This window comes from Streptomyces violaceus (assembly GCF_036014075.1).
Taxonomy (GTDB): domain Bacteria; phylum Actinomycetota; class Actinomycetes; order Streptomycetales; family Streptomycetaceae; genus Streptomyces; species Streptomyces violaceus.
Genome location: NZ_CP107911.1, coordinates 772,328 through 797,938 on the forward strand (window position 1 = coordinate 772,328; position 25,611 = coordinate 797,938).

Annotated in this window: 25 protein-coding genes and 1 pseudogene; 12 read left to right on the forward strand and 14 right to left on the reverse strand. The window is 70.0% G+C overall.

The genetic code is table 11. From position 1 onward, the window contains the following. Positions 1-127: 127 nt before the first annotated feature. Positions 128-1,423, forward strand: coding sequence for a PucR family transcriptional regulator (locus OG542_RS03545; RefSeq protein WP_328408088.1), 1,296 nt, complete (start codon positions 128-130; stop codon positions 1,421-1,423). Further along, the gene (locus tag OG542_RS03550; protein ID WP_328408091.1) at positions 1,420-2,040 is read left to right on the forward strand and encodes a TetR/AcrR family transcriptional regulator; all 621 of its coding nucleotides are present in this window, start codon (positions 1,420-1,422) and stop codon (positions 2,038-2,040) included. Before OG542_RS03545 ends, OG542_RS03550 begins: the two co-directional genes overlap by 4 nt. A 51-nt stretch (positions 2,041-2,091) precedes the next feature. Here OG542_RS03550 and OG542_RS03555 read toward each other — a convergent pair whose 3' ends face one another. Next, complete coding sequence (locus tag OG542_RS03555; protein ID WP_328408093.1) at positions 2,092-2,565, reverse strand: MarR family winged helix-turn-helix transcriptional regulator; 474 nt, start codon at positions 2,563-2,565, stop codon at positions 2,092-2,094. Between the two features lie 137 nt (positions 2,566-2,702). Between OG542_RS03555 and OG542_RS03560 the strand changes: the two genes are divergently transcribed. The 3 genes from OG542_RS03560 (at position 2,703) to OG542_RS03570 (ending at position 5,787) form a co-directional block, all read left to right on the forward strand. Beyond that, the gene (locus OG542_RS03560; RefSeq protein WP_328408095.1) at positions 2,703-3,629 is read left to right on the forward strand and encodes an NADP-dependent oxidoreductase; all 927 of its coding nucleotides are present in this window, start codon (positions 2,703-2,705) and stop codon (positions 3,627-3,629) included. 89 nt (positions 3,630-3,718) lie between these two features. After that, on the forward strand, positions 3,719-4,423 hold the full coding sequence (locus OG542_RS03565; protein WP_328408097.1) for a type 1 glutamine amidotransferase domain-containing protein: 705 nt from the start codon (positions 3,719-3,721) through the stop codon (positions 4,421-4,423). A gap of 47 nt (positions 4,424-4,470) precedes the next feature. Then, positions 4,471-5,787: an aldehyde dehydrogenase family protein gene (locus OG542_RS03570; RefSeq protein WP_328408099.1), complete on the forward strand. Its 1,317-nt coding sequence runs from the start codon at positions 4,471-4,473 to the stop codon at positions 5,785-5,787. An 11-nt stretch (positions 5,788-5,798) separates the two neighbouring features. On the opposite strand, the gene OG542_RS03575 is transcribed toward OG542_RS03570, so the two are convergent. The 10 genes from OG542_RS03575 to OG542_RS03620 all read right to left on the reverse strand — a co-directional run bounded on the left by OG542_RS03575 (position 5,799) and on the right by OG542_RS03620 (position 15,790). After that, positions 5,799-6,683, reverse strand: coding sequence for an acyl-CoA thioesterase (locus OG542_RS03575; RefSeq protein ID WP_328408101.1), 885 nt, complete (start codon positions 6,681-6,683; stop codon positions 5,799-5,801). Between the two features lie 59 nt (positions 6,684-6,742). After that, a complete protein-coding gene (locus OG542_RS03580; protein WP_328408103.1) occupies positions 6,743-7,777 on the reverse strand; it encodes a phosphotransferase family protein in 1,035 nt (344 codons plus the stop codon). Then, positions 7,770-8,552 carry an SDR family oxidoreductase gene (locus tag OG542_RS03585; RefSeq protein WP_328408106.1) on the reverse strand — a complete coding sequence of 261 codons (783 nt, stop codon included), beginning with the start codon at positions 8,550-8,552 and terminating at the stop codon, positions 7,770-7,772. The genes OG542_RS03580 and OG542_RS03585 overlap by 8 nt, the downstream gene beginning before the upstream one ends. A 1-nt stretch (position 8,553) precedes the next feature. Beyond that, positions 8,554-9,783: an acyl-CoA dehydrogenase family protein gene (locus tag OG542_RS03590; RefSeq protein ID WP_328408108.1), complete on the reverse strand. Its 1,230-nt coding sequence runs from the start codon at positions 9,781-9,783 to the stop codon at positions 8,554-8,556. Continuing rightward, on the reverse strand, positions 9,770-10,582 hold the full coding sequence (locus OG542_RS03595; protein ID WP_328408110.1) for an enoyl-CoA hydratase-related protein: 813 nt from the start codon (positions 10,580-10,582) through the stop codon (positions 9,770-9,772). The genes OG542_RS03590 and OG542_RS03595 overlap by 14 nt, the downstream gene beginning before the upstream one ends. Next, the gene (locus OG542_RS03600) at positions 10,579-11,397 is read right to left on the reverse strand and encodes an SDR family oxidoreductase (RefSeq protein ID WP_311129147.1); all 819 of its coding nucleotides are present in this window, start codon (positions 11,395-11,397) and stop codon (positions 10,579-10,581) included. The genes OG542_RS03595 and OG542_RS03600 overlap by 4 nt, the downstream gene beginning before the upstream one ends. Before the next feature lie 141 nt (positions 11,398-11,538). Continuing rightward, the gene (locus OG542_RS03605; protein WP_328408113.1) at positions 11,539-12,231 is read right to left on the reverse strand and encodes a TetR/AcrR family transcriptional regulator; all 693 of its coding nucleotides are present in this window, start codon (positions 12,229-12,231) and stop codon (positions 11,539-11,541) included. Positions 12,232-12,332: 101 nt separating this feature from the next. Further along, on the reverse strand, positions 12,333-13,811 hold the full coding sequence (locus tag OG542_RS03610; RefSeq protein ID WP_328408115.1) for a class I adenylate-forming enzyme family protein: 1,479 nt from the start codon (positions 13,809-13,811) through the stop codon (positions 12,333-12,335). 139 nt (positions 13,812-13,950) lie between these two features. Continuing rightward, complete coding sequence (locus OG542_RS03615) at positions 13,951-14,580, reverse strand: HAD family hydrolase (protein WP_328408117.1); 630 nt, start codon at positions 14,578-14,580, stop codon at positions 13,951-13,953. 10 nt (positions 14,581-14,590) lie between these two features. Further along, on the reverse strand, positions 14,591-15,790 hold the full coding sequence (locus OG542_RS03620; protein ID WP_328408119.1) for an acetyl-CoA C-acyltransferase: 1,200 nt from the start codon (positions 15,788-15,790) through the stop codon (positions 14,591-14,593). A gap of 165 nt (positions 15,791-15,955) precedes the next feature. Here OG542_RS03620 and OG542_RS03625 point away from each other — a divergent pair, with 165 nt between their 5' ends. From OG542_RS03625 to OG542_RS03635, 3 genes are all read left to right on the forward strand, one after another. Further along, a complete protein-coding gene (locus OG542_RS03625) occupies positions 15,956-16,792 on the forward strand; it encodes an alpha/beta fold hydrolase (RefSeq protein ID WP_328408121.1) in 837 nt (278 codons plus the stop codon). Positions 16,793-16,881: 89 nt separating this feature from the next. Then, complete coding sequence (locus OG542_RS03630; RefSeq protein WP_328408123.1) at positions 16,882-17,703, forward strand: SCO6745 family protein; 822 nt, start codon at positions 16,882-16,884, stop codon at positions 17,701-17,703. 613 nt (positions 17,704-18,316) lie between these two features. Then, positions 18,317-19,330: an RNA polymerase subunit sigma-70 gene (locus OG542_RS03635; protein WP_328408125.1), complete on the forward strand. Its 1,014-nt coding sequence runs from the start codon at positions 18,317-18,319 to the stop codon at positions 19,328-19,330. A gap of 172 nt (positions 19,331-19,502) precedes the next feature. Here OG542_RS03635 and OG542_RS03640 read toward each other — a convergent pair whose 3' ends face one another. Both OG542_RS03640 and OG542_RS03645 read right to left on the reverse strand, forming a co-directional pair. Beyond that, positions 19,503-19,970, reverse strand: coding sequence for a hypothetical protein (locus OG542_RS03640; protein WP_328408127.1), 468 nt, complete (start codon positions 19,968-19,970; stop codon positions 19,503-19,505). An 87-nt stretch (positions 19,971-20,057) separates the two neighbouring features. Continuing rightward, entirely contained in the window at positions 20,058-21,005 is a 948-nt protein-coding gene (locus OG542_RS03645; protein WP_328408129.1) for a helix-turn-helix transcriptional regulator, read from the reverse strand. Between the two features lie 143 nt (positions 21,006-21,148). Between OG542_RS03645 and OG542_RS03650 the strand changes: the two genes are divergently transcribed. The 3 genes from OG542_RS03650 (at position 21,149) to OG542_RS03660 (ending at position 24,623) form a co-directional block, all read left to right on the forward strand. Beyond that, entirely contained in the window at positions 21,149-22,396 is a 1,248-nt protein-coding gene (locus tag OG542_RS03650; protein ID WP_328408131.1) for an MFS transporter, read from the forward strand. A gap of 127 nt (positions 22,397-22,523) precedes the next feature. Further along, complete coding sequence (locus OG542_RS03655; protein WP_311129128.1) at positions 22,524-23,546, forward strand: zinc-dependent alcohol dehydrogenase family protein; 1,023 nt, start codon at positions 22,524-22,526, stop codon at positions 23,544-23,546. 504 nt (positions 23,547-24,050) lie between these two features. Next, positions 24,051-24,623 (forward strand): hypothetical protein, encoded by a 573-nt coding sequence (locus OG542_RS03660; protein ID WP_311129127.1) that lies wholly within the window; start codon positions 24,051-24,053, stop codon positions 24,621-24,623. Between the two features lie 131 nt (positions 24,624-24,754). On the opposite strand, the pseudogene OG542_RS03665 reads toward OG542_RS03660, so the two are convergent. Continuing rightward, positions 24,755-25,023: pseudogene (locus tag OG542_RS03665) on the reverse strand (MBL fold metallo-hydrolase); the annotation flags it as partial. 140 nt (positions 25,024-25,163) lie between these two features. Here OG542_RS03665 and OG542_RS03670 point away from each other — a divergent pair. Beyond that, entirely contained in the window at positions 25,164-25,550 is a 387-nt protein-coding gene (locus OG542_RS03670) for a 2Fe-2S iron-sulfur cluster-binding protein (RefSeq protein WP_328408134.1), read from the forward strand. The last annotated feature ends 61 nt before the right edge of the window (positions 25,551-25,611 follow it).

Genomic DNA, 25,611 nt, shown 5'->3' on the forward strand with positions numbered 1-25,611 from the left:
CGAGCGCACATTGGGCGCGAGCACCCAAGTTCGAGGCCACCGACTTGTGCGCCGCGCCCAGCTCCCCCGGTATGTCGCCCTCCGAGCCTGTTGACGGGACACGAGGAGGGCAGCGACGATCGGCGCCATGTCTCGCGGACCCGCCCTGGGCACCCCCGCACTCTCCGACCCGCTCAGCCGGGAGCGGCACCGGATCCTGCACGCCGTGCAGGACCGGCTCGAGGACGTGGCGAAGAGCGCTGTCGCGGTCATGCGCACGGAGATCCCGTCGTACGCGCTGCAGGACGAGCGGTTCTTCGACGACGTACGGGACCAGGTCCTCACGCATTACCGGATGCAGCTGGCGGCGCTGGCCGGCGGCCGGGACATCGCCCCCGAAGACCTGGTCTTCAGCCGCGCGGCGGCCATGCGCAGAGCACGCGCGGGGTTCGCCCTGGAGGACTGGATCAGTGCCTTCCGGGTCGGGCGGCAAGTGTTGTGGGACGTGCTGCTGGACTGTGCGGGCACGTCCGCCGAGGCGCAGCAGGCCGCGCTGTCCCTCGTCACACCGCTGATGCGGTACGTCGACTTCGCCAGCACCCATGCCGCGCAGGCCTATGTCGAGTACCAGCAGCACGTGGTCGCCGACGCGGACCGGGAGCGCCGGGACCTCCTGGACCAGCTCCTGGCCGGCGCGTCACCGACACGCGGACCGTTGCTCGCCGCGGCGCAGGCGTACGGCATCGGGCCGCACTCGCCGATGATGGCGGTCGTGGCGGTGTGCGTCGGCGACACCCGCACCGGCGACCTCACCTCGGCCGAGCACGGCTACGCGACCAGCGCGTCCATCGGCATCGCCGGGCCCTGGGCCGGCCGGACCCTGGTCGTCGTGCGCCACGGCGAGGTGGTGGCCGTGCCGGTGGTCCGCACCGGCATGGACGAGGAGGACATCTGCACCCACTTCGAGGCGGTGCAGCGGCGGCTCGCGCGCGAGGGAACCATGCTCTCCATGGGCATCAGCACGGTCTCCGAGGGCGCCGGCGAACTGCCGCGCGCCTACGAAGAGGCACGGGCCGCCCTCGACCTCGTGCCGAGCGGGGGCGGGGTGGCGGCACTGCCGCGCCTGTCCCCCTTCGACTACCTGGCGCTGCGCGCCGACGACCTCGCCCGCCAACTGGTCGATCCCCGCGTGCGTGCGCTGCTGGTGGAGGACCGCAGACGCGGCGACACGCTGGCGGCCACCGTACGGGCCTTCGCGGAGGCCGACCTCAACCTGCGGCTGGCCGCCGACCGGCTGCGGATACACCACAACACGGCGCACTACCGGTTGCGCCGGATCGAGGAACGCACGGGGCGCAATCCGCGCCGGATCGCCGACCTCCTGGAACTACTGGTCGCCCTCGCCATCCGCGACGGGGCCGGGGAAGGTGGGGATCACCAGTGAGCGGCATCGTGGAGTCCGCAGGGACCGAGGAGGCACCCGCCGGGCAGAACCGAACGGTCCGGAGTGCGCTTCTGGACGCCGCGCTGGAGGTGTTCACCGAGCGCGGTTACGCCGACGCCGGCCTCGCCGAGATCGCGGCGCGCTCCGGCATCCCGGTGGGCAGCCTCTTCCAGCACTACGGCGGAAAGCGAGGGCTTTACCTCGCTCTCTGGGAGGAGTTCCGGGAGGAACAGGAGCGCCGGACCGCAGCCACGCTGACCGCCGAGCGAGGCCGTGGCGTGGACGACCCCATCGCCCTTTTCGTGGCGGGGGCCAGGGCGTACCTGGAGGGCGCCTGGGCCAACCGGCGGTTCGGCAGGCTCCTCGTGGAGGATGACGGCCCCACGGGCTTCGACGCGCTGCGCCGCCAGTGGGACCGCGCGTGGGTACGCCGCAACGCCCGGCTCCTCGAGGTGGACGAGAAGCGACGCGCCGGCCGGGTTCGGGTGAGAGTGCTCACCACGGTGATCGGCGGGGCGGCACGCGAGCTGGGCGACTGCGGGGACGAGACGGAGGCCCAGGAGATCGTGGACGAGGTGTGCGGCATCCTGATCCACCTGTCGGCACCGCCCGGCTGAGACGCCCGGCGCCTGCGTCGTCCGACGCGGCGGTCGGCGCTGCGGCCTCGATCAGGTGGTCTCCTGCGTGTCCTCGGGGTGCAGGCGCCCCAGTAGCTCGTAGAGACCGCGGCGCCCCTCCTCGTCCAGACGCGCAAATGCTTCCGAGGTGCCCCGCATGTCGGCGCGGATGAGACGGACTGCCTCCCGTCCCTCTTCCGTGGCGACCACGTTCTTGATCCGCCGGTCGGCCGCGTCGGCGTGCCTGGAGACCAGTCCGCGCGCCTCCAGCCGGTCGACGAGTCCGGTGATGTTGGAGGCGTCGCAGGCCAGCCGCCCCGCGAGGGCGCGCATGGGCAGCGGCTGCCGAAGCAGGATGAGCATCTTGGCCTGCGTCATGGTGAGCCCGTGCAGTGCGGCCGCCGCTGTCAGGTCCCGGTAGTAACCGGCAGCGGCACGTGCCAGGCGCTCCATGAGCGCGTCGTGGTCAGGGGCGCTGCCCTGCGCGGCGGAGCGTGCGGCGGGCGGGGCGGTGGTGTGGGCCATGCCTCAAGTGTAGGCGAAGCTCAATGTTTGACGTTCTCAACCTTTGAGGTTTACCGTCTCCTTTATTGCTTGGCTGCATCAAGCATCTAAACCTCGGCCAGCCCCGGTCGGGTTCCTGTACACAAGGAGTCACCATCATGAAGGCCATCACTTACCGCGCCTACGGCGGCCCTGAGGTCCTGGAGTACGGCGATGTACCGAACCCGAAGGTCGGCGTGGACACCGTGCTGGTCCGCGTGAAGGCCGCCGCCGTCAACCCGGTCGACTGGAAGATCCAGGCGGGGTACCTGGACACCGTCATGGACGCCGTCTTCCCCGTCATCCCGGGCTGGGACGTGGCGGGCGTCGTCGAGGAGACCGGCGTCGGAGTCACCGAGTTCGCTCCGGGCGACGAGGTGATCGGCTACGTCCGTGAGGACTTCGTCTCCCGCGGGACCTTCGCCGAGTACGTCGCCGCCCCGGTCCGTACGCTCGCCCGCAAGCCCGCCGGCCTCTCCTTCGAGGAGGCTGCCGGTCTTCCGCTGGCGGGCCTCACCGCATACCAGGCGCTGACACGCTCCCTGCGGGTGCGGGCCGGCGAGACCGTGCTGGTGCACGCCGCGGCGGGTGGCGTCGGCTCCCTTGCCGTACAGATCGCCAGGTCGCTCGGCGCCCGGGTCATCGGCACCGCCAGCGAGTACAACCACGCCTACCTGCGAGGACTGGGAGCTGAGCCGGTCGCCTACGGCGAGGGCCTCTCCGACCGTGTCCACGCCCTCGTGCCGCAGGGCGTGGATGCCGTCCTCGACCTCGTCGGCGGGGACGCCCTGAAGGTCTCGCCGGGGCTGCTTGCCGAGGGCGGCCGCCTGGCCTCGGCTGTGGACGGCGCCGTGCTCGGTCTCGGTGGCGGATACGTCTTCGTGCGACCCGACGCCCGGGACCTGGAGGCTCTCACCGAACTCGCCGAGCGCGGGGAGCTGCGGGTGGACGTGGCCGCCGCGTTCCCCCTGGAGCAGGCCGCCGACGCCCAGCGCCTCAGCCGCGAGGGCCACACCCGCGGCAAGATCATCATCACCGTCGCCTGAACCACCGCTGGCGCCGCCCCATCACCGGCACCCCAACGGACAACACCCCCACCACCGCGCGACCCGCGCGCACCTTGAAGGAGACAGCTGTGACCGCAGTTCTGTTCGTCGTCACCGGCGCCGACCACTGGACGCTCGCCGACGGCACCCTGCACCCCACCGGCTACTGGGCCGAGGAACTCGCCACTCCGCACCGGCTGCTGCGCGAGGCCGGGTTCGAGGTCACCATCGCCACACCCGGCGGCGTGGCTCCGACCGTCGACGCCGTCAGCCTCGCCGCCGAGTCCACCGGCGGCAAGGAACAGTCCGATGCCATCGCCGCGTACCTGACTGCCATCCGCGCCGACCTGGAGCACCCCGTCAGGCTCGAAGAGGTCGACCTCGACGCGTACGCCGCCGTCCTCTACCCCGGTGGCCACGGCCCCATGGAGGACCTCGCCGTGGACGACGGCTCCGGCCGCCTGCTCACCGCGGCGCTGGACTCCGGCAAGCCGCTCGCGGTGCTGTGCCACGCACCGGCGGCCCTGCTCGCCGCCCGGCGCGAGGACGGCAGCTGGCCGTTCGCCGGTTTCCGCATGACCGGCTTCACCAACACCGAGGAGACCGCAGCCGGCTTCGCCGACAAGGCCAAGTGGCTGCTCGAGGACCGCCTGGTGGAACTGGGGGCCGACTTCCAGGCCGCGGCCCCGTTCAGCGAGCACGTCGTGGCGGACCGCAATCTGCACACCGGGCAGAACCCCGCCTCCTCGGCGCGGCTCGCCCGGAACCTCATCGACGCCCTGAACCGCGGCTGATCCCCCGTTGACGCCCCCTTCCGCCCTACCGCACCTGTGAGGGAACCATGAACAACCCCGCGCCCGAGCAGCCCGCCGAGCTCGTCGCCCGGCTGCGCGCCACCTTCCGCGCCGGCGAGACCAAGCCCGTGGCCTGGCGCACCGAGCAGCTGAACCGGATGCGTACCCTGCTCACCGAGCAGGGGGAGACCTTCGCCGCGGCGCTCCACGCCGACTTGGGAAAGAGCTCCGCCGAGGCTTACCGCACGGAGATCGACTTCGTCATACGCGAGATCGACCACACCCTGGAGCATCTCGACGGGTGGCTGCGCGCCGAACCGGCCCCCGTCCCGGCGTTCATCGGCGAGGCGAGTGCCTGGACGCAGTACGACCCCCTGGGGGTCGTACTGGTCATCGCCCCCTGGAACTACCCGGCGCAGCTGCTGCTGGCCCCGGTGGCCGGTGCCCTGGCCGCGGGCAACGCGGTGGTCGCCAAGCCCAGCGAACTGGCCCCGGCCACCTCCGCCGCCCTCGCCCGCCTCGTGCCGCAGTACCTCGACACCGACGCGGTCGCCGTGGTCGAAGGCGGGGTCCCGGAGACCACCGCCCTGCTCGAGCAGCGCTTCGACCACATCCTCTACACCGGCAACGGCACGGTCGGCCGCATCGTGATGGCCGCGGCCGCCCGGCATCTCACGCCCGTCACCCTCGAACTGGGCGGCAAGTCCCCGGTGTTCGTGGACCGGGACACCGACCTGGACACCGTCGCCGCCCGCCTCTCGGCCGGTAAGTTCCTCAACGCCGGGCAGACCTGCGTCGCGCCCGACTACGTCCTCACCGACCCCGAGACCGCGCGTGCTCTGGAAACCGCCCTGGCCAAGGCCGTCGAGGGGCTGTACGGGTCCGACCCCGCCGCCTCCCCGGAGTACGGCCGTATCGTCAACGAACGCCACTTCGACCGGCTGACCGCTCTCCTGGGCTCCGGCCGTCAGGCCACCGGCGGCGCGTACGACCGCGAGTCGAAGTACATCGCGCCGACCGTCCTGGCCGAGGTGTCACAGGACGCACCCGTCATGCAGGAGGAGATCTTCGGCCCGATCCTCCCCATCGTCGAGGTGGGCGGGCTCGACGAGGCCATCGACTTCATCAACGACCGCGAAAAGCCGCTGGCGCTGTACGCGTTCACCGACTCCGACACCACCCGGGAGCGGCTCGCCGCCGAAACCTCCTCCGGCGGCCTCGGGTTCGGCCTGCCGCTGGCCCATCTCACCGTCTCCGACCTGCCGTTCGGGGGCGTCGGGGAAAGCGGCATGGGCAGCTACCACGGCCGCTACTCCATCGAGACCTTCAGCCACCGCAAAGCCGTCCTCGCCAAGCCCCTGTGACGAACGGGTGGTCAACGCGGGTCGGGGACAGCCGGAGCGGGCGGCGACAGGGACGCTTCTCTGTCGCCGTCCTCCGTCGGCCGGGGCCGGTCGAAGCGCATGAGTCCCTCCTGCGCGACGGCGGCCACCAAGCGCCCGGCCGTGTCGAACAGCCTTCCGCGGGTGAGCGCCCGGCCGTGCTCGGCCGAAGGGGAGACCTGGTCGTACAGCAGCCACTCGTCCGCGCGGAAGGGGCGCAGGAACCACAGCGAATGGTCCAGCGACGCACCCTGTACGGCGGTGGGGGGATGTGGCAGCCGCGCGGAGCCCAGCAGCGCCATGTCGCTGAGATAGGTCAGTGCGCAGGCGTGGACGGCTCCGTCGTCCGGCAGCGGATGTCCGTACCTGATCCACACCCGCTGGCGGGCCGGTGCCCCCGGGACGTGACCGGTCTCGCCCCCGGGCACCCAGCGCATCTCCCAGTGGCACCATTCCGCGGGCCGCGGCATGCCCCAGCCGTTGATGCGGTCGGACTCCGGGATGTCGTCAGGCGCCGGCACCGCCGGCATGGCCACCTGGTGAGAGAACCCTTCGTCCCCACGATGGAACGACGCCGTCACCGTGAAGATCGCCTCCCCCTCCTGGACCGCGGTCACCCGGCGGGTGCAGAAGCTGCCGCCGTCGCGGAGCCGCTCGACCAGATGGTCGGTCGGCTCGTGCGGACGGCCGGGCCGCAGGAAGTACCCGTGCAGCGAGTGAGCCTCGACCGACCGGTCGAGGGTGCGCGCCGCGGACATCAGGGACTGGGCGGCGATCTGGCCACCGAACGTCCGCGCCCACTCGCTGGGGATCGGGCCGGACCGGAACAGGTCCGGCCCGATCTCGTCGAGGTCCAGGACCTCTGGCAGGCCGGCCATGCTTCGGCTCCTCTTTCCGCTGTGTGTGAGTGTCGAAGTCCTGCGGACAGGCGATCGGTTCAGATGCCCGCCGTGTCCGCGACTTCGTGGGCCTTCGTCACCAGTGCGTCGATGCGCTCCGCGGTCGGCGTCCCGGACGCGGCCTTGTTCCGCGGATCGTCCATCGCGCGGCGCATGACGCCCTCCGCGATGATCGCGACCTTCCACAGTCCCAGCGCGTGCCAGTAACCCAGCGCCGTCAGGTCGCGTGCCGACGCCGTCGCGTAGGCCGCCACGAGTTCCTCGCGGTGCGGGAAGCCGTCGAGAGCCGTCGCGACGAAGTCGCCCAAGGTGTTCTCGCCCTTGGCCGGCCAGTAGGCCAGCAGACTGCCCATGTCCGCCAACGGATCCCCCAGCGTCGACAGCTCCCAGTCGAGCACCGCCGTCACCTCCCCGCTGTCGTGGGAGGTGATGACGTTGCGCAGATGGAAGTCGCCGTGCACGAGCGTCAGTTCGCGCTGCTCCGGCACGGCCGCCACGAGGCGCCGGGTGAGGTCCTCCAGGGCGGGCAGCTCGCGGGTCCTGGACCGCTCCCACTGGGCCGACCACCGCTTGAGCTGGCGCTGCGCATACGGCTTGTGGCTGGCCAGACCGGTCAGCCCGGTCGCTTCGAGATCGACCGCGTGGATCTGCGCCAGCGTCCGCGGCAACGATAGTCCGATCGCCCGGCGGCGCTCGGGCGTCAGCGACCGCGCGATCGACATCGAGTCGACGACCTCGCCGTCCACGAACTCCATGAGCAGCAGCGGGACGTCGGTCACGGCGGGATCATCGGTCAGCCCGAGCACCCGCGGGGTCGGGACGGCGGTGCTCTCCAGGGCGGCCAGAATCCGCGCCTCGCGGGCCACGTCGTGCGCCGACGCCAGCAGGTGACCCAGCGGTGGGCGCCGCAGCACCCAGCTGCGGCCGTCCTGATCCCGTACGAGATACGTCAAATTCGACTGGCCCAGCCCGATCCGCTCGAAGGCCAAGGGCCCGGCGAAGTCGACGCCGAGGGTGGCGAACCAGCGGCTCACGGCCCCGGCGTCGATTCCGATGATGTCCGCGCTAGACACCGATGCCGGCTCCTTGCCTGAACGGGAGCGCGTCGCCGAGCAGTTGCCCGCCGTCGATCACCATGGTCTCGCCGGTGATCCAACTCGCGGCGTCCGAGACGAGGAAGGCGACGGCGGAGGCGATGTCGGCGGGCTCCCCGATGCGGCCCAGCGCCATCGAGGCGGACACGGTCTGCTCGTGCTCCTTCCACAGAGCCTCGGCCAGCTTGGTGCGCACCACACCCGGTGCCACCGCGTTGACGCGGACCTTCGGCGAGAGTTCCAGGGCCAGTTGCTTGGTGAGATGGATCAGTGCGGCCTTCGACGCGTTGTACAACCCGATGTTCGCCTCGGAGGCCATGCCGCCCACCGACGCGGTGTTGACGACGGCCCCGCCGTGCTCCCCCATCCAGGCCCGCGTGGCCAGACCCGTCCACAGGACGGGCGCCCACAGGTTCACGTCGAAGGTCTTCGCGAACCGGCCGTGGTCCTGGTCGATGACTGGTCCGAAGGCCGGGTTGGTCCCCGCGTTGTTGACGAGGATGTCCAGGCTGCCGAAGCGCTCGAGCGTCAGATCCACACAGCGCCGGGCCGCCTCCTCGTCGACCGCGTGTGCACCGACGCCGACCGCTGTGCCCTTGACCTGGGCCGCGGCGGCGTCCGCCGCCTCCTGGGACCGGGAGGTGAGGACGACGTTCCCGCCGGCCTCCGCGATGGCCTGGGCGATCGCCAGGCCGATCCCGCGCGATGCCCCGGTGACGACGGCGGTGCGACCGGTGAGATCGAGTCCCGCCATCTCAGCTCACCGCCGCCGTCGCCACGTCGCGGTACTGCCGCAGCTCCTGCCTGGCGATGGCCCGCTTGTGAACCTCGTCGGGACCGTCCGCCAGCCGCAACGTCCGCAGGTGCGCGTACATCATGGCCAGCGGGAAGTCGTCGGTCACTCCCGCTCCCCCGTGCACCTGGATCGCACGGTCGACGATCTTCAACGCGATCTCGGGGGCGGCCACCTTGATGGCCGCGATCTCGGTGCGCGCTTCCTTGTTCCCGACCGTGTCCATCAGATATGCGGCCTTGAGCGTGAGCAGGCGGATCATCTCGATGTCGATGCGCGCCTCCGCGATCCAGTCCTGGATGTTGGACCGTTCGGCCACCGGGCTGCCGAAGGTCACCCGTGACTGTGCGCGCCGGCACATCAGTTCCAGCGCCCGCTCGGCCGCGCCGATGGCCCGCATGCAGTGGTGGATACGACCGGGCCCGAGCCGGGCCTGGCTGATCGCGAAACCCTCACCCTCGCCCTTGAGCACGTCCTTGGCGGGCACCCTGACATTCTCGAAGATGATCTCCGCATGGCCCTCGCGATCCGCGTACCCGAACACCGGGAGGTTGCGGACAACGGTGACCCCGGGGGCGTCGATCGGGACGACCATCATCGACTGCTGACGATGCGGGGCCGCCGTGGGGTCGGTCTTGCCCATCACGATGAGCACCTTGCAGTTCTTGTGCATCGCGTTCGAGGCGAACCACTTGCGGCCGTTGAGCACGTACGCGTCGCCGTCGCGCTCCATCCGCAGCTCGATGTTGGTGGCGTCGGAGCTGGCCACACGCGGCTCGGTCATCGCGAAGGCCGAGGCCATCGTCCCGTCGAGCAGGGGCTTGAGGTACTTCTCCTTGTGCTCGTCGCTGCCGAACAGCGTGAGCACCTCCATGTTGCCGGTGTCGGGCGCGTTGCAGTTGCACGCCTCAGAGGCGATGTGGCTGCGGCCCATGATCTCCGCCAGCGGCGCGTACTCGAGGTTCGTCAGACCGGGGCCCCACTCCGAGTGCGGGTGGAACAGGTTCCACAGTCCACGCCTGCGTGCCTCCGCCTTGAGCTCCTCGAGGATCGGCGGGTGGAAGTGCGGGTCACCCGACGCGCGCATCTGCTCGTGGTACACCGCCTCGGCGGGGTAGATGTGCTCATCCATGAACTCGAGCAGATCCGCCTGGTACTTCTTGGCGCGGTCCGACATCTCAAACAGGGACATCCGAACTCCTGACAGGTAGGGAGGGAAAGTCGGGCGGGCGCTTGTCCAGGTGACTGGCCACGCCTTCGACGACGTCGGACCCGCGGAAGGCCTGGAGCATGAGGCCTTCCGCCCGGGCCACGGAATCGGCGTAGGTGCCGTCCGCGTCGTTGCTCAGTTGGCTCTTGATGGTGGCCATGGATGCCGGGGAGCAGTGCCTCGCCAGATCGGCGGCGTAGGCGACAGCGGCATCCACCACGCTGCCGGTGGGGACCAGGTGGTCGAGGAGTCCGATACGGAAGGCCTCCTCGGCATCCACCATGCGACTCGACAGCAACAGGTCCGTTGCCCGACTTTGCCCCACCAGCCGGGGCAACAGCCAGGAGATCCCGTACTCGGCGATCAGCCCGCGTTGCGCGAATGCCGTGGTGAACCGGGCCGGGGGCGAGCCGAAGCGAACGTCGCAGTAGAGGGCCTCCACCATGCCCAGGCCGGCGGCCACCCCGTTGATCGCCCCGATCAGCGGTTTGCGCAGGGTCCGCGGAACGTCCCGCGGACGGCGCGGTGCCCGGTCCGCCTCGGAGACCTCGCCGACCGCCTGCAGTTGTCGCAGGTCGGCTCCGGCGCAGAATCCGCGTCCCGCGCCGGTGACCACGACGGCACGTACGTCCGGGTCGTCCTCGGCGGCGTCGAGCAGCGCGAAGTAGCGGTCCTCGAGTTCGTCGGTCCAGGCGTTCAGCTTGGCGGGCCGGTTGAACGTGAGCACCAGCACCGGCCCTCGGTGTTCGGCGAGCACGAGCTCGCCCGGCGCGCCGGTCATGCCTGTTCCAGCAGGGAGCTCTGGTACCGGCGCATTCCGCGCAGCCACCGGTCGTAGTCCGAGCCCTTCTGCCGGTACATGTCGAGAACGTCTTCGTGCGGCAGGATGAGGAAGCGCTCGTCCTCGACGGCGGCCAGGACGGCGTCGGCGACTTCGGCCGGCTCCAGGACGTCACCGGCGGAGGTGACGGCCCGCGTCGCGGCTCTTCCCAGTGTGTCCCCTGAATCCTCCCCGGAGAACAGCAGCTTGGTGTTCACGCCCATCGGGCACAGACAGCTGACACGGACCCCGCGATCGCCGTAAGTGACACTCAGCCACTCGGCGAAGGAGACGGCCGCGTGCTTGGTGACGGCGTACGTGGCGGAGCCGATCTGGGTGAGCAGTCCGGCCGCCGAGGCCGTGCTGACGAAGTAGCCCTCACCGCGCTCGAGCCACCCCGGTACCAGCAGCTTTGCCGCACGGATGTGGGCTCGCAGGTTGACGTCGATCGAGCGGTCCCAGTCCTGCTCGCTCGCGTCGAGGCCGGGCGCCCCGGCGATGCCCGCGTTCGCGAAGTAGAGATCGACCGGACCGAAGGTGCTTTCCGCCAGGTCTACCAACCGCTGGATCTGCTCGGTGTCCGACACGTCCGCGCCGGCGCTGACGGTGCTTCCCGGGCGGTCGGCGTTGACTGCCTCCGACACCGCCCGCGCGCTGTCCGCGTCGAGATCCGCGACGACGACCCGGGCGCCCTCGCGAGCGAGCCGTGCGGCCAGCGCGCCGCCGATGCCTGCGCCACCACCAGTGACGATGGCGACTCTTTGTGCAACGTCCACAGCGAACCCTCTCCGTTACGGGGTGTGCGATGCGTCCGATCTTTATAATTGAATCCGACGTCAAGTTCAATAGCTGCCTTCACGGAACCACATGCAGAAAGCCGCCCACCCCAGAGGGATGAGCGGCTACACGCAGGAGGATCAGCGGTGGTCGGGGAAGCGGAGGGCGTTCGCCCAGAGCCGGGTCACCGTGGACACGAGCTCCTCGAAGTCCACCGGCGCACCTTCTTCCTGCCGTTCGCCGAGCACGAAGGCGTTGTAGGCCATGACGCTGACCATGCCCGACAGCGCACGGGAGGCCATCATCGGATCGACCTCACGGTCCGCGACACCCCGCGCCTGCAGGTCGGCGATGCCACGGGCGTTGCGGCGGATGAACGCGTCGGCGCGCCGACGCCGGAAGTCACGGAACTCCGGCTCCACCTGGGCGACCTGCTCGAGCAGGCCCATCAGCTTCGCGTTCCGCTTGTACGCCTCGAGGTACGCGCGATTGCTCGCCTCGAGTACCGCATGGGGATCGTCGGTACCCTCCACCCGGGCCATGCCGGGGTGCATCATGTCCTCCTGCGCCTCCAGGAGGACGGCGGCAAGCACCTCTTCCTTGTTGGCGAAGTAGGTGTAGAAGGATCCCGCCGCGCACTGAGCCTCTTTGGTGATGTCGGTGAGGCGGGTGTCGAGGTAGCCGTCCCGTTCGAACACCTTCCGTGCCGCCTTCACCAGAGCGGCCCGCGTCCGTGCTCCGCGCTTCGTCGTGGGGGGCTCACGAAGGTGCGTCAGGGGCGCCATGGGCGGTGCCTGCTCGCCGTCGATCTCCTCGGCCGCAGTGGTCTCCATCCCGGAAACTGTACTTGAATCCGACGCCACAATCACAAACCCGGAAGGCGGGGCTCAGTGGCGGCGGGCGGCGGGAACGTCGGCGGGCGCCCTGTCGCGGGTCAGAGCCGTACGGTCGATGGACCCTTGAGGATCTTCCCGGTCGGGCCCTTGGGCAGCGCGTCGACGAACCGGACGATGCGCGGGATCTTGTAGGCGGACAGCCGCCCCCGTGCCCAGCTCGACACCTCGGCGGCGCCGAGCTCCGCACCGGGCCGGGCGGCGATGAGCGCGGCGACCTCCTCGCCGTAGTGCTCGTCGGGAACGCCGATCACGGCTGCCTCGACGATGTCCGGATGCTCGTAGAGAACTTCCTCGACCTCACCGGGGTAGACGTTGTAACCGCCACGGATGATCAGGTCCTTGATGCGGTCGACGATGCGAAGGTCGCCGTCCGCGTCGGTCTCGCCGAGGTCGCCGGTCCGGAACCAGCCGTCCGACGAGAGGGTCGCGGCGGTGTCCGCGGGGCGCTTCCAGTAGCCGCGCATCACCGTGGGCCCCTTGATGTGGACCTCGCCGACACTCCCCGGCGGGCACTCCTTGCCGTCGTCGTCACGCACCTGAACCCGCGTCCGCGGCACCGACCTGCCGGTGTACCCGGTCTTGCCGCCGCGGTCGAGGTCGTTGAAGGTGCCGAACGCGGTGGTTTCGGTGAGCCCATACCCTTCGAGGATGGTGCAGCCGAAGCGGGCCTCGAAGGCCCGGGCGATCTCCCCGGGAAGCGACGCGCCGCCGGAGACGGCGACGCGGAGCCCGGCGAAGTCCGCCGGGCTCGCGTCACCCGCCGCGTGCAGGAGCGCGTTCCACATGGTCGGCACACCGGCCATCATGGTGAGCCGGTCGCGGCGCAGCATGTCCAGCATCGACGCCGGGTCGAATCGGGCCAGCAACGACATCGAGCCGCCCACGGTCAAGGTCGCCATCATGACCGAGGCCTGGCCGAACACGTGGAACAGCGGGAGGCCGGTGCCGGTACGGTCGGCGCTCGTCGCTCGGCTGCACTCGGCGCCGATTTCCCCGGCGGACAGCAGGTTCCCGACGGTGAGTTGGGCACCTTTCGGCCGTCCGGTGGTTCCCGAGGTGTACAGGATGGCCGCGGTCTCGTCGCGGTCCCGGTCGACTGCGCCGACCGGGGCAGCGGTTACCGACGCGCCCGGGGACAGCGTCCAAGAGGGCACCGAGAGTGCCGCTGCCGCCTCCGCGACAGCGGGGCCCAGGGCGTGCCATGCGATCGCCAGTGAGCATCCGGCGTCGCCGAGAACGTACTCGACCTCGGCCCGGGTGGACATCGTGTTGACGGGCACCACGACACAGCCCGCGGCCTGAATCCCGAGGTAGGCCACCACGAACTCGGGCACCGAAGGCGCCGCGAGCAGCACCCGGTCCCCCGGGGAGAGTCCCGCGGCGACCAGGGCGCCCGCGTACCGCAGGCTCGCGTCCCGCAGTTGCAGGTAGGTCCACTGGTCCGTGGCGCCGCGCAGTGCGATGTGGTCGGGGGTGGCGGCCGCGTGGCGGCACACGGGATCGAAAACGCTGGTCATGGGCGGTGCCTTCCGGGATGTGAGCAGGTGATGGTGTGGTTCGCACCCTCGTCGATGTGGTGACTTGGCCCGGCTTCGGCATCAAGTCCTCGGACGGTGCGGCCGGATGACCGGCCTCACCGCGTCCGTCGGTGGATCGTCAGGTGGTGATCCCGAAGCGTTCGGCGAGCTGACGGCGGGTGTCGGCGGCGCTGGTGTGCAGTACGCCCCCGATTCCGATCCGTGCCGCTCCGTCGAGGTTCTGCCGCAGATCGTCGATCATGACCGCCTGCTCGGGGTCGATGCCGAGGCGTTCACACGCGATCGCGTAGATCCGCCGGGAGGGCTTGCGGATCCCCACCTCGGCGGAGATGACGACCACATCCGCGACAGCGGCGAGTTCGACGCCGTCGTAGGTTCCGGTACCGAACGAATTGGACACGAGCGCGACGGGACGGCCGGCGGCCCGGAGGTCACCGAGCAGCGCGAGCATGTCCTGGTCGATCGACATTCCCGCCTGCATGCGGGCCGTGAGCCCCTCGGCCGCCACGTCGGCGCCGTGGGCACGGAGCCGCTCAGCGAACCCTCGCTCGAAGGCTTCGGCGTCGATACGGCCGCACTCGTGGTCGACCAGGAGGGTGCGTGCTGCTTCGTCCCGGCGGAGGAGGTCCAGCGGCAGGCGCGGATCGACGCCGAGCGAGGCGCCGAAGTCGGTGAAAGCCCGCAGCACACTGGAGGTGATGACACCCCCGAAGTCCACGAGGACCGCGGTTCGCGCCTTGTCCGTCACGCTCGACACCTCAGGCGACCTCGAACAGTCCGGCTGCGCCCATGCCGCCACCGACACACATCGAGATCACCACGTACCGGGCGCCTCGGCGCTTGCCTTCGATGAGGGCGTGCCCCACCAGCCGGGCGCCGGTCATTCCGTACGGATGACCGACCGAGATGGCCCCGCCGTTGACGTTGAACCGCTCCGGGTCGATACGCAGTTCGTCCCGGCAGTACAGCGCCTGGGAGGCGAACGCCTCGTTGAGTTCCCACAGGCCGATGTCGTCGATGGAGAGGTCGTGCTGCTTCAGCAGCTTCGGAATGGCGAACACCGGACCGATGCCCATCTCGTCCGGCCCACAACCGGCAACGGTCATACCCCGGTAGACGCCCAGCGTTTCCAGTCCGCGGCGTTCGGCCTCCTTCGACTCCATCAGCACCGACGCCGAAGCCCCGTCCGACAACTGCGAGGAGTTGCCCGCCGTGACGCTGGAACGCGCGCTCACCTCACCGTCGGACAGCACCGGCGCCAACCCGGCCAAGCCCTCGAGCGTCGTCGACGCGCGATTGCCCTCGTCGCGGGTCAGGGTCACGGCCTCGTCCCGCACCTCCCCTGACTGCTTGTCCAGAACCTTCTTGACGCTGTCCAGCGCCACGATCTCCTGGTCGAAGCGGCCGGCCTCCTGCGCCGCCGCGGTGCGCTGCTGCGACACCAGCGCGAACTCGTCCTGGCGTTCCCGGCTCACGCCATAGCGTTCGGCGACGATCTCCGCCGTGTGCAGCATCGGCAGGTAGATGCCCGGCTTGTGCTCGGCCAGCCAGGGATCCGCCATGCGGTGGGTGTTCATGTGGTCGTTCTGCACCAGGGAGATCGACTCGACACCGCCGCCGACAGCGACCTGCATGCCGTCCGCGACGATCTGCTTAGCGGCCGTCGCGATGGCCATGAGGCCCGACGAGCACTGCCGGTCGATCGTCATCCCCGACACGATGTCCGGAAGTCCGGCGCGAAGAGCGGCCTGACGAGCGACGTTGAAGCCCGAGGACCCCTGCTGCACGGCGCAGCCGAAGATCACGTCCTCGACCTCACCTCCCTCGAGCCCGGCCCGCTGCACCGCGTGCGAAAGGGCATGGGCGGCGAGTTCCTGCGCCTGAGTGTCGTTGAACGCGCCGCGGTAAGCCTTTCCGATCGGCGTGCGTGCCGTCGAAACGATGACTGCTTCCCTCATGTCGCCTCACTGCTTCCTGTTGGCCCGGATCGTCCGGGTGGAGCCGGGGGCCGGCCTTCCGCCGGTTATAATTGAATCCGGCGTCAGGTTCAACCATGACCAGCTCTTGACAGTCCGCCCCCTTGCCTGAAAGGTACCGACCAGTCGGTACGAAGGGGTGGGGTCGTGACTCAGGTGAGCATCTCCACGGGTGCGGGCGTGTTCGACGCGATCGCGGCAGGTCCGCCCGAGGGCCGCCCTGTACTGCTGCTGCACGGCTTTCCGCAGACGAGGCTGGTGTGGCGGCGGCAGATCGAGGCGCTGGCCGCGCACGGCTACCGGGTGGTGGCCCCCGACCAGCGTGGATACTCCCCCGGCGCCCGCCCCCAGCGACCCGAGGACTATCACATCAGTCTTCTCGTGGACGACGTGGTCGCGATCAGCGAGGAACTGGGCTGGGCGGCGTTCGACCTGGTCGGCCATGACTGGGGAGGCGCGGTGGCCTGGTGGACCGCGCACTCCCACCCCGGCCGCGTCCGCACGCTGACGGTGGTCTCGACCCCGCACCCCGGCGCTCTGGCCACCACCCTGCGCACCGACGAGGACCAGCGCCAGCGCTCCCACTACATGATCGACTGGCGCGACACACCCGCGACCGAGAAGCGCATGCTCGCCCACGATGCCCAGGAGCTTCGCGATTTCTACGCCGGGAAGGTCCCGCAGGACAGTGCCGACGCCTACGTGTCGCACCTGTCCCAGCCGGGCGCTCTCACCGCGGCGCTGAACTGGTACCGGGCCGGCCGACCCGAGGGCGCGATCGGGGTCATCGATGTGCCCACCCTGTACGTCTGGAGCACCGAGGACAGCGCGTTCGGTCCGGCAGCCGCACAGGAGACCGAGCAATGGGTCAGCGGGCCGTACCGGTTCGAGACCCTCCAGGGCGTCAGCCACTGGATCCCCGAGGAGGCGTCCGAAACACTGAGCCGCCTGCTGCTCGAACACCTGCAAGCGCACGGCGAGTAGTTGACCCGTAGCGAATGTCGCGTTCGTCTGTCTTGTTCGTCTGTCCTGTTCGTCTGTCCTGTTCGTCGACTCTCCGAAGAGGTGACCCGATGCAGACTGCCCGCCCAGCCTGGCGCCGTCTCGAGCCCGTCCACGGCATGATCTACTTCGTTCCCGAGGCAAGGCGACGGTACGCGGACCTCGGCCTGAGCGGTCGCGCCGGGTACTTCACTTCCAGGAGCGCCGCATTCGGCCAGGCAACCGCCGAGTTGGTCATCTCGACCTTCTACAACTTCAACCCCGATGTCGTACGGCAGGCGGTCGACGGGGCCTGGGACACGACGACGCCACAGCAGGTGCTGGACGCACGGTACGCCGCGGCGGGCGAAGCCCTGCGACGGGCAGGAATCCACGAGTTGCCGAACCTGGACGAGGTGCTGGCGCTGACCCGCCGGGCTGCCGAGGCGGCCTGCGAACACGCGCAGGGCCGCCCGCTGTTCGCGGCACATGCCGCACTGCCGTGGCCGGAGGAGCCGGTGCTGCGGCTGTGGCACGCCCAGACCCTGCTCCGCGAGTTCCGTGGAGACGGCCATGTCGCATGCCTGCTGAGCGAGGGTGTCGGAGGTTTGGAGGCGCTGATTCTGCACGCCGCGACCGGTGAGGTCCCCGTCGACTTCCTCAAGGCGAGCCGTGCATGGCCTGAAGAGGAGTGGGCCGGTACCCAGGAACGCCTGCGCGAGCGAGGTCTCCTGGACGGCGACTCCCTCAGCCCGGAAGGCGAACTCCTGCGCCGGCACATCGAGGACCGCACCGACCGCCTCGCCCTTCCCGCCTACACCGCCCTGGGTGACGCCGGCTGTGAGCGTCTCGCCGAACTCGCGAGCCCCTTCGGCCGTGCCGTGGTCGAAGCCGGCCTTCTCAAACTGGGCTGACCGGGCCCTCATCTCACCGTCTCGCAGGGTGAGCAGGAGAATCAGCCGCCCACCTCATGCGACGTGAGCCATCCGACGCCAGCGGCACCTGAGGCGGCAGCGCCAGCCCGGGCGGCACCGTCAAGTTCAACAACCTGAAGATCTGTGTGAAATCGGTTTCCGGTAACAAGGCCAAGCTCCAGCTGTTCCCCACTCGGTACCGAGCCTGTGGTGAACCCCGGCGCGGTCGTCTCGCGCCGGGGTTCGCCGTTCCCCACGGCGTTTCGCGCGGCCGGAGTGCTGGTCCGCTCCGGCGCCGCGCGCTGAAGATTTCTCACGCCAGCTCCAGCCGTCTTCGGGAAGATGCCCCTACCGGGACCCCCGCTGCTGCCGTATCCCGCCCCGATCCCGCTTGATGAGAAGCCGTACTACTCCGGAAAGCACCGACTGGACCACGCCCGGAACCGCTGCCGCGGCGAACGCGCCGTCGCCGCCCCCAACCCTCACGACCTGGAAATCCTGACCAAGCCGCGCCACAGCCCCTCCCGGACGACCGCACGACCCGAGTGATGAGTTCTCGCGCCCGCACCCGTCATACCTGCGACGGGACACGACGAGACGGAAGGACGACGTGATGAGTGCGGACACGCGGCTGGAGGAGCTGGGCGGGAGCGGGCTGGGCTGGAGCGGGCTGGGCGAGGTCGACGAGTCGGCGTTCTCGGGGCTGGCGGAGCCGCACCGGCGAGAGCTGCACGTGCACTGCTACCGGATGCTCGGGTCGTTCGAGGACGCCGAGGACACCGTGCAGGAGACGTTCCTCCGTGCCTGGCGACGGCGGGAGACCTTCGAGGGGCGGTCGACGTTCCGGGCCTGGCTGTACAGGATCGCCACCAACGCCTGCCTGGACCTGCTCGCCAAGTGCCGCCCGGAGCCTGCGACCGGTGGCGAGGTGTTGTGGCTGCAGCCCTACCCGGACCGGCTGCTCGACGAGCTGCCCGCGGGTGACGCGGACGAGCCGGAGACCGTCGCCGTCGCGCGGGAGACGATCGAGCTGGCCTACATGGTCGCAGTCCAGCACCTCGCGCCGCGCCCGCGGGCCGTGCTGATCCTGCGGGACGTGCTCGGCTGGCCGGCGAAGGACGTCGCGAAGCTCCTCGGGGACTCCGTCAACTCCGTGAACAGCGCGCTGCAGCGGGCCCGCGCGGGCATGCGGGAGCACCTTCCTGCGGAGCGGCAGGACTGGACCGGCGGCGAGGAGGACGCCGGGACGCGCGAGCTGGTGCGCCGCTATACCGACGCCAGCGTGGCCACGGACGTCGACGGGCTCGCCGCACTGCTGCGGGACGACGTCCGCTGCTCGATGCCGCCCACGCCAGGCCTGCACGTCGGCCGCGACGCGGTGGTGAACGACTGGGTCGAGAGCGGCTTCGAGGGCATGAAGGGCCTGCGCGCCGTCCTCACCTCCGTGAACCGGCAGCCCGCCGTTGCCTTCTACCTCTGGCTGAAGCGGGAGGGCGCGTACCTGCCGCTGACGATCGACGTCCTGCGCGTCACCGGAGAGGCGATCACCGAGATCGTCACGTTCCACGACGACCAGTTCCCGCGGCTCGGGCTGCCGGAGCGCCTGCCGGCGGACGGCACGGAGTAGTCCCTGTGCGGACGCTCGCGCTGCGCGGAGGCGCACGGGTCGCGGCGGTCTCGGCGGTCGCGGCGGTCGCGGCGGTCGCGGCGGAGGGTACGACGCGTTCGGCGTCACCCGCGGGCGGGTGCGGCTGGAGCCGCGCGAGGGCGAGCCCGGGCCGGTCCTCGGAAGCGACGCCTCACTCCTCGTAGTGCGGGAGGAGGTCGCCGTTCTTGACGTAGGTGAGGGTGGCGGTGACGTCGTAGGTGTGGATCGCGGAGACCAGCGGTGCCAGCTGGTCGGACAGGTCCCGGATCACGTTGCCGGTGAAGAAGGCGTCCCGTGCTGCGGTGTCGGTGAACCCGAGAATGAGGGAGGCGTGGAAGCGCTGGTCGTGGGGGTTGTCGTGGGCGACGTTCGGAGTGTCCCAGAGCTTTTCGACCCAGGGCAGGAACGTCTGCGTACGCAGCTCATTCAGCACTCCGCTGCCGGCGAGTGCGGGGACGAGCCGCTTCTTGAGGAACTTCCGGAACTCACCCGCGCCGGCCCCGTCCCTGCGGCGCAGGTAGACCAGGAGGCGAGCACCGGCCTTCTCCCCCGGGCCTGCGACGTCATACCAGCGGGATGAATTCGGCGGGCCAGCGTAGAGCAGGGTACGGCGGAACACGTTGATCTCGTCCGCGTAGGCCGGCTTCGTCTGCTTGCGCCCCTGCGAGGGAGCAAGCGCCGAAGCCTGACGGTCGGCGCGTCGGCGTTACCGGGACCGGCCGGGGGTGTCGGCGTTCTTGTCCTGGCGGTCGGCTTGGGTGGCGGGTGCACCCTGGTGCGTAGCAGGGGTGGCCGCCCAGCTGGCGAGGAGCTTGAGCCGGTCTTCGTGGGGGGTGCCCGGCTCGGCGGTGTAGATGGTCAGGGAGTGCGCTTCGCGGGCGGACATGGGCAGGTCCAGCGGCTGGTAGGTGAGTTCGAGAAGGCCGGCGTCGGGGTGGTGGAAGCGTTTGACGCCGCCGTGGTGGATGCGCACGTTGTGGGCGGCCCACCGGGTGCGGAATTCGGTGCTGACCGTGGACAGTTCGCCGACGAGCTCGCGCAGGGCCTTGTCGTTGGGGTATCGGCCGGCTTCGGCGCGCAGCAGCGCGACGGTGATGTTGGCGGCGCCGTCCCAGTCATCGGCGAAGTCGTGGGAAGCGTCGTCGAGGAAGTAGTACCGGGCGAAGTTGGGGCGACCGCGTTCGTCGCTGGTGCTGCTGTCGAATACCGGCGCGAACAGCGCGCGGGCGAGTGCGTTGGTGGCCACGATGTCCAAGCGGCCGTTGCTGACGAATGCCGCGGACAGCGTCATGGAGTCGAGCAGCCACTGGACGCGGGGCGGAACATCGACGGCCTTGCGGCGGCCTCGGGTCGTGTGGCGGGGATGAGCGGCTTTGGCCAGGTCGAACAGGTAGGTGCGTTCGTCCTCGTCCAGCTGCAGGGTTCGGGCCACCGCGTCGAGGACATCGTCGGACACTCCGCTGATGTGGCCTTTCTCCAGCCGCGTGTACCACTCGGTGCTCACCCCGGCGAGGACTGCGACCTCCTCGCGGCGCAGCCCTGGCACCCGGCGCCGGCCGCTGGTGGGCAGGCCGACCTGCTCGGGGGTGAGCTGGGCGCGGCGGCGGGCGAGGAAGTCACGGATGTCGGCGCGGTTGTCCAAGCGGCGTTCCATGCTCATAACGCTACGGCCCGCAACCGTGGGGAGGGGGGTTGAGCTTGTACCCCCGATAAACGCAGCCTCCCGCGCTCGCGGTGGAGGTTGTTTCGTGGGATGCGCACCACGTTCTCGATCCCCTGCGGAGACGATGTATGACCATGCGAGGAGGGACCCTCCACGCCCCCGCCGACGGCCGTGCCGGTCACCGCGAGCTTCCGCCCGACCGGCTTCCGCTCGTCGTGTACGTGCTGGCTCTCGGTACCTTTTTGATGGGCACGACCGAGTTCGTGGTAGCGGGCCTGCTGCCGGAGATCGCGGGCGACGTGCAGGTCAGTGTGGCCCGGGCCGGGCTGATGATCACCGTCTTCGCGGTAGGGATGATCGTCGGCGCGCCGCTGATGGCGATGCTGACACTGCGGCTGCCGAGGCGCCAGACACTGATCATCGCGCTGGGCATCTTCGCTGTCGGGCATGTCATCGTGGCACTCGGCTCCAGCTTCGCCCTGCTGCTGGCCGCGCGGTTCCTGACGGCGCTGGCGACCGGAGCGTTCTGGGCGGTGGCCAACGTGGTGGCCGCGCGCGCTGCTGGTCCCGCCGCAAGCTCCCGCGCCCTGGGCGTCGTGGGCGCCGGAGCGATGCTCGCCAACGTCGTCGGTGTGCCGCTGGGCGCTTTCGCCGGGCAGCTCATGGGCTGGCGGGGACCGTTTTGGGCACTCGCTGTCCTCGGAGCGGCCGCTATGGCAGTCATCGCCTCCAAGGTTCCGTCCGATAGCGACAGCGATCAGGCGATCTCGGTCCGATCTGAGCTGTCTGCTCTGCGCTCGGGGCGCCTGTGGCTGGCCCTGGCGGCCTGCGCGACCACCACCGGCGGCGTGCTGTCGACGTACACCTACATCTCGCCGCTGCTGACCGACCGGGCCCATCTGGCCGCCGGCCTCGTGCCGCTGGTCCTGGTCGGCTTCGGCGTCGGCGCCCTGGCGGGATTCCTCGTGGGAGGCCGCCTGGGGGACCACCGCCCGCACACGACGACGATCGTGGCCCCCGCGGTGACCACGGTCCTGCTGCTGGCGGTCTGCCTGCTGTCCGGCCACGCTGTGCCCACGGTTGCGCTCATCGCCCTGCTGGGGCTGTTCGGGCTCGGCGCCAACCCGGTGCTCATCTCCCTGGGGGTACGTTTCGCGGGTCAGGCACCCACTCTGGGGTCCGCGCTGACCGTGTCGGCGTTCAACCTCGGCACCGCCATCGGCTCCTGGATCGCCGGTCTCGCCCTTGAATCCCCTTTGGGGGCCACGGGCCCCGCTGCTGTCGGCACCGGCATCGCCGCGCTGACCCTGATCCCCACAATCACCATCGCCCTCATCCAGCGCCGCCGTCGGGCGGCGCGCATCTGGGCCGCTACGGCGTGACGCCCCGACCGATCCGCCCTTCCCCCGGGGCAGGCGCGAGATGCGCATACCGACGCGGAAATGCCGCGCCTTCCGCAAAACCCCACCGGCGCCAAAGGCGCCGCGCACAGAAAAAGGAGACCCATCCATGCGTGGAGTAGTCATGCACACAGCCGGTGACGTCCGGGTGGAAGAGCGTGAAGACCCCAAGATCATCGAACCTACTGACGCGATCGTGAAGCTGACCGCGACCTGCATCTGCGGCTCCGACCTGTGGCCGTATCGCGGCATCGAGCCCGCCGACCACACGCTCATGGGCCATGAGTACGTGGGCGTGGTCGAGGAAGTCGGCTCCGAGGTCAAGACCGTCAAGGTCGGCGACTTCGTAGTCGGATCGTTCGTCATCTCCGACAACACCTGCGAGATCTGCCAGGCCGGGTTCCAGTCCAAGTGCGTGCACGCCGAGTTCGTCCACGCGGGGATCGGCACCCAGGCCGAGAAGGCCCGTATCCCGCACGCCGACGGCACGCTGGTCGCCACCCCGGGCCGGCCCGATCCCGAGCTGATCCCCGCACTGCTGGCCGCCTCCGACGTGCTCGGCACCGGCTGGTACGCCGCCGTCGCCGCCGAGGCCGGACCCGGCAAGACCGTCGCGGTCGTCGGCGACGGCGCGGTCGGCCTCATGGCCGTCCTCGCCGCCGAACAACTCGGCGCGGAACGCATCATCGCCATGTCCCGCCACCCCGAACGGCAGAAGCTGGCCCGCTACTACGGGGCCACCGACATCGTCGAAGAACGCGGCGAGGAGGGCATCGCGAAGATCAAGGAACTCACAGGCGGGCTCGGCGCGCACTCGGTCATCGAGGCGGTCGGTACCCAGGAGTCGTTCATGCAGGCCGTCGGCGCCACCCGCGGCGGCGGGCACCTGGGCTACGTGGGCGTGAACTACGACGTGACCATCCCCGGAATCGAGCTGTTCTTCGCCGGGATCCACACCCTCGGTGGCCCGGCCCCGGTGCGCCGGTTCCTGCCCGACCTGATCCAGCTCATCTGGGACCGAAAGATCGACCCCGGCAAGGTCTTCGACCTCACTCTCCCCCTCGACCGGGCCCCGGAGGGCTACAAGGCCATGGACGAGCGTCGTGCCACCAAGGTCCTGCTCACCCTCTGACGCGCTCTCAGGCACAATCGTCGGGGCAGAGGCTGCGAGCCCTGCCCCGACCGTGCTGTCCTCCCGCTGCAGACAGCTGATCTGCGACAAACCCTCGTTTTCTGAAGATCGCCCTGCGGGGCCACCCCGCCCCTCATGGCCTTCAAAACCGATCAACAACCTGGGTCATGCAACAACTCCGAACCACTCGAGGGTCGGTTCTCGCCACCCACGACACACTTTCAGGCGTCGATGGACGGGCAGCCGAGCGGCAGCTGAGGGATCTTCAGACGGCTGCCGCGAGCTTGGTCGGGGATCGCCTCGGGACAGAAGATGCCGCGGTTCCGTGCGCCCTGGTGCTTGTGAACCGCGGTCGCGCTTCCAGCGCCCCCCTCACGGGCGGTTTGGCATCCGGAGCAGGTCAAGGCCTGCCACAGGCAGTGACACTCGGATGGCTGCGGAGGGATGACCTGACCGTCGGGGGCGGGAACCGTCCGCATGCCTTCCGTCGACCAAGGGAGAAGCATGGCGAACGAGCTGAAGTACGGCGACCAGGTCCACCTGCAGAACGGCTACAACAGCTGGGCGGGCGGGTACCTGGACACCAACGGCCACAGCAGCGACGGCGGGGCGAAGTACGGGGTGTCGACGGCGGACTCGCCCACGCGGGGAGAGGGCACCGGAACCTGGCAGATCCTCTCCGCCACTGGCAAGGCCGTTGGTGCCAACGTGGTCAGCGGGGACCTGGTCTACCTGCGGAACCTCTACGGCGGTGACGGCGGCTACCTCGACACCAACGGGCACGCGACCGCCGACCAGAAGAACAGCGGCGGCAAGTACAACGTCTCGACGTCCAAAGACCAGGACCGCGCCCCCGGCACCGGCCGCTGGCGCCTGTTCACCCAGGCGTCCAGCCCCGGTGACCAGCATGTCCGGCCCGGCGACGTGATCCACTTGTGGAACACCTACGGCGACAACGGCGGCTTCCTGGAGACGAACGGACACGGAACCGCCGGCGGCAGCAAGTACGACGTGTGCACCAACGCCTACTACAACCGGGCCCAGAACGTCGGCGACTGGAAACTCCACCGCGCGTAAGCGGCACCGGCAGCATCGCTCACCACCGTGGCCCCGTCCGACACCTCTCAAGGGCCGCGCCGAACCCGCCCTGGACCTCACGGACCAGGGCGGGTTCGGATCTGCGACCACCTGGGATGCCCGCGTTGGAGAGTCTGCTTCCACAGCTCGTGGTCGTCCGGGTGGAGCAGGACCGGTGCCCCGGTCCCGCGGCGAGTTCCGAGGCCGCTCCCACGTGGTCGTCGTGGGCGTGCGTGCACACGATGGCCCGCAGCACGCGGTCCCCCAGCGCCCGCGCCATGGCCTCAGCGTCGTGGGCGGCGTCGATGACGATCGCCTCGGCGTCGTCGCCGACGATCCAGACGTTGTTGTCGACCTGTCCCACGTCGGGGATCCGGCCGCAGACGTCCGCTCCCTGGATGCGCGGGAACTCAAGGGCCTTGCCCGACCATGTGGCGTCCACGTCGTCGATGGCGTCGAACCCGCCGCTGACGCTCGAAACTCTCCAGCAGATCGCCCCCGACTTCCTCGAACGCGAGGTGCTGCGGACCCGCCCCCTACATGGCCGCCGTACACCGCATGCTCTCGGACGCCGGCCTCGACATGGACCACTACCACCAGGAGAGCTTCACGTTCGAGACCCAGGTCGCGGCGGCCGAGGCTTCGCCCACAGGCGGAACCGGGGCAGGCTTCAAGATCGAGTTCACGCGCAGTGGGCGCACGATCGAGTGTGACGCCGACACCGCGGTCCTGGCCGCGGCGTCCCGAGCCGGGCTCAGCCTGCCGGCCTCCTGCGCGCAGGGCATGTGCGGCACCTGCAAGGCGACCCTGCTCAACGGCTCCGTCGATATGCGTCACAACGGAGGCATCCGGCCACGCGAGATCGCCCAGAACAAGGTCTTGCTCTGCTGCTCGAAACCGCTGGAGGACCTCGTGATCGATGCATGAGGTCGGAAGCGGGCGATGAAATGCCCACGGCGAAGGGACCTCGATTGACCTGCAGATCGTC

Excerpts from the sequence above, each read along its gene's own strand:
- OG542_RS03545 (WP_328408088.1), top strand. The coding sequence starts at position 128 with ATGTCTCGCGGACCCGCCCTGGGCACCCCCGCACTCTCCGACCCGCTC.
- OG542_RS03555 (WP_328408093.1), bottom strand. The coding sequence starts at position 2,565 with ATGGCCCACACCACCGCCCCGCCCGCCGCACGCTCCGCCGCGCAGGGC.
- OG542_RS03560 (WP_328408095.1), top strand. The coding sequence starts at position 2,703 with ATGAAGGCCATCACTTACCGCGCCTACGGCGGCCCTGAGGTCCTGGAG.
- OG542_RS03570 (WP_328408099.1), top strand. The coding sequence starts at position 4,471 with ATGAACAACCCCGCGCCCGAGCAGCCCGCCGAGCTCGTCGCCCGGCTG.
- OG542_RS03575 (WP_328408101.1), bottom strand. The coding sequence starts at position 6,683 with ATGGCCGGCCTGCCAGAGGTCCTGGACCTCGACGAGATCGGGCCGGAC.
- OG542_RS03585 (WP_328408106.1), bottom strand. The coding sequence starts at position 8,552 with ATGGCGGGACTCGATCTCACCGGTCGCACCGCCGTCGTCACCGGGGCA.
- OG542_RS03590 (WP_328408108.1), bottom strand. The coding sequence starts at position 9,783 with ATGTCCCTGTTTGAGATGTCGGACCGCGCCAAGAAGTACCAGGCGGAT.
- OG542_RS03595 (WP_328408110.1), bottom strand. The coding sequence starts at position 10,582 with ATGACCGGCGCGCCGGGCGAGCTCGTGCTCGCCGAACACCGAGGGCCG.
- OG542_RS03605 (WP_328408113.1), bottom strand. The coding sequence starts at position 12,231 with ATGGAGACCACTGCGGCCGAGGAGATCGACGGCGAGCAGGCACCGCCC.
- OG542_RS03610 (WP_328408115.1), bottom strand. The coding sequence starts at position 13,811 with ATGACCAGCGTTTTCGATCCCGTGTGCCGCCACGCGGCCGCCACCCCC.
- OG542_RS03620 (WP_328408119.1), bottom strand. The coding sequence starts at position 15,790 with ATGAGGGAAGCAGTCATCGTTTCGACGGCACGCACGCCGATCGGAAAG.
- OG542_RS03630 (WP_328408123.1), top strand. The coding sequence starts at position 16,882 with ATGCAGACTGCCCGCCCAGCCTGGCGCCGTCTCGAGCCCGTCCACGGC.
- OG542_RS03635 (WP_328408125.1), top strand. The coding sequence starts at position 18,317 with ATGAGTGCGGACACGCGGCTGGAGGAGCTGGGCGGGAGCGGGCTGGGC.
- OG542_RS03645 (WP_328408129.1), bottom strand. The coding sequence starts at position 21,005 with ATGGAACGCCGCTTGGACAACCGCGCCGACATCCGTGACTTCCTCGCC.
- OG542_RS03650 (WP_328408131.1), top strand. The coding sequence starts at position 21,149 with ATGCGAGGAGGGACCCTCCACGCCCCCGCCGACGGCCGTGCCGGTCAC.
- OG542_RS03655 (WP_311129128.1), top strand. The coding sequence starts at position 22,524 with ATGCGTGGAGTAGTCATGCACACAGCCGGTGACGTCCGGGTGGAAGAG.
- OG542_RS03660 (WP_311129127.1), top strand. The coding sequence starts at position 24,051 with ATGGCGAACGAGCTGAAGTACGGCGACCAGGTCCACCTGCAGAACGGC.
- OG542_RS03670 (WP_328408134.1), top strand. The coding sequence starts at position 25,164 with ATGGCCGCCGTACACCGCATGCTCTCGGACGCCGGCCTCGACATGGAC.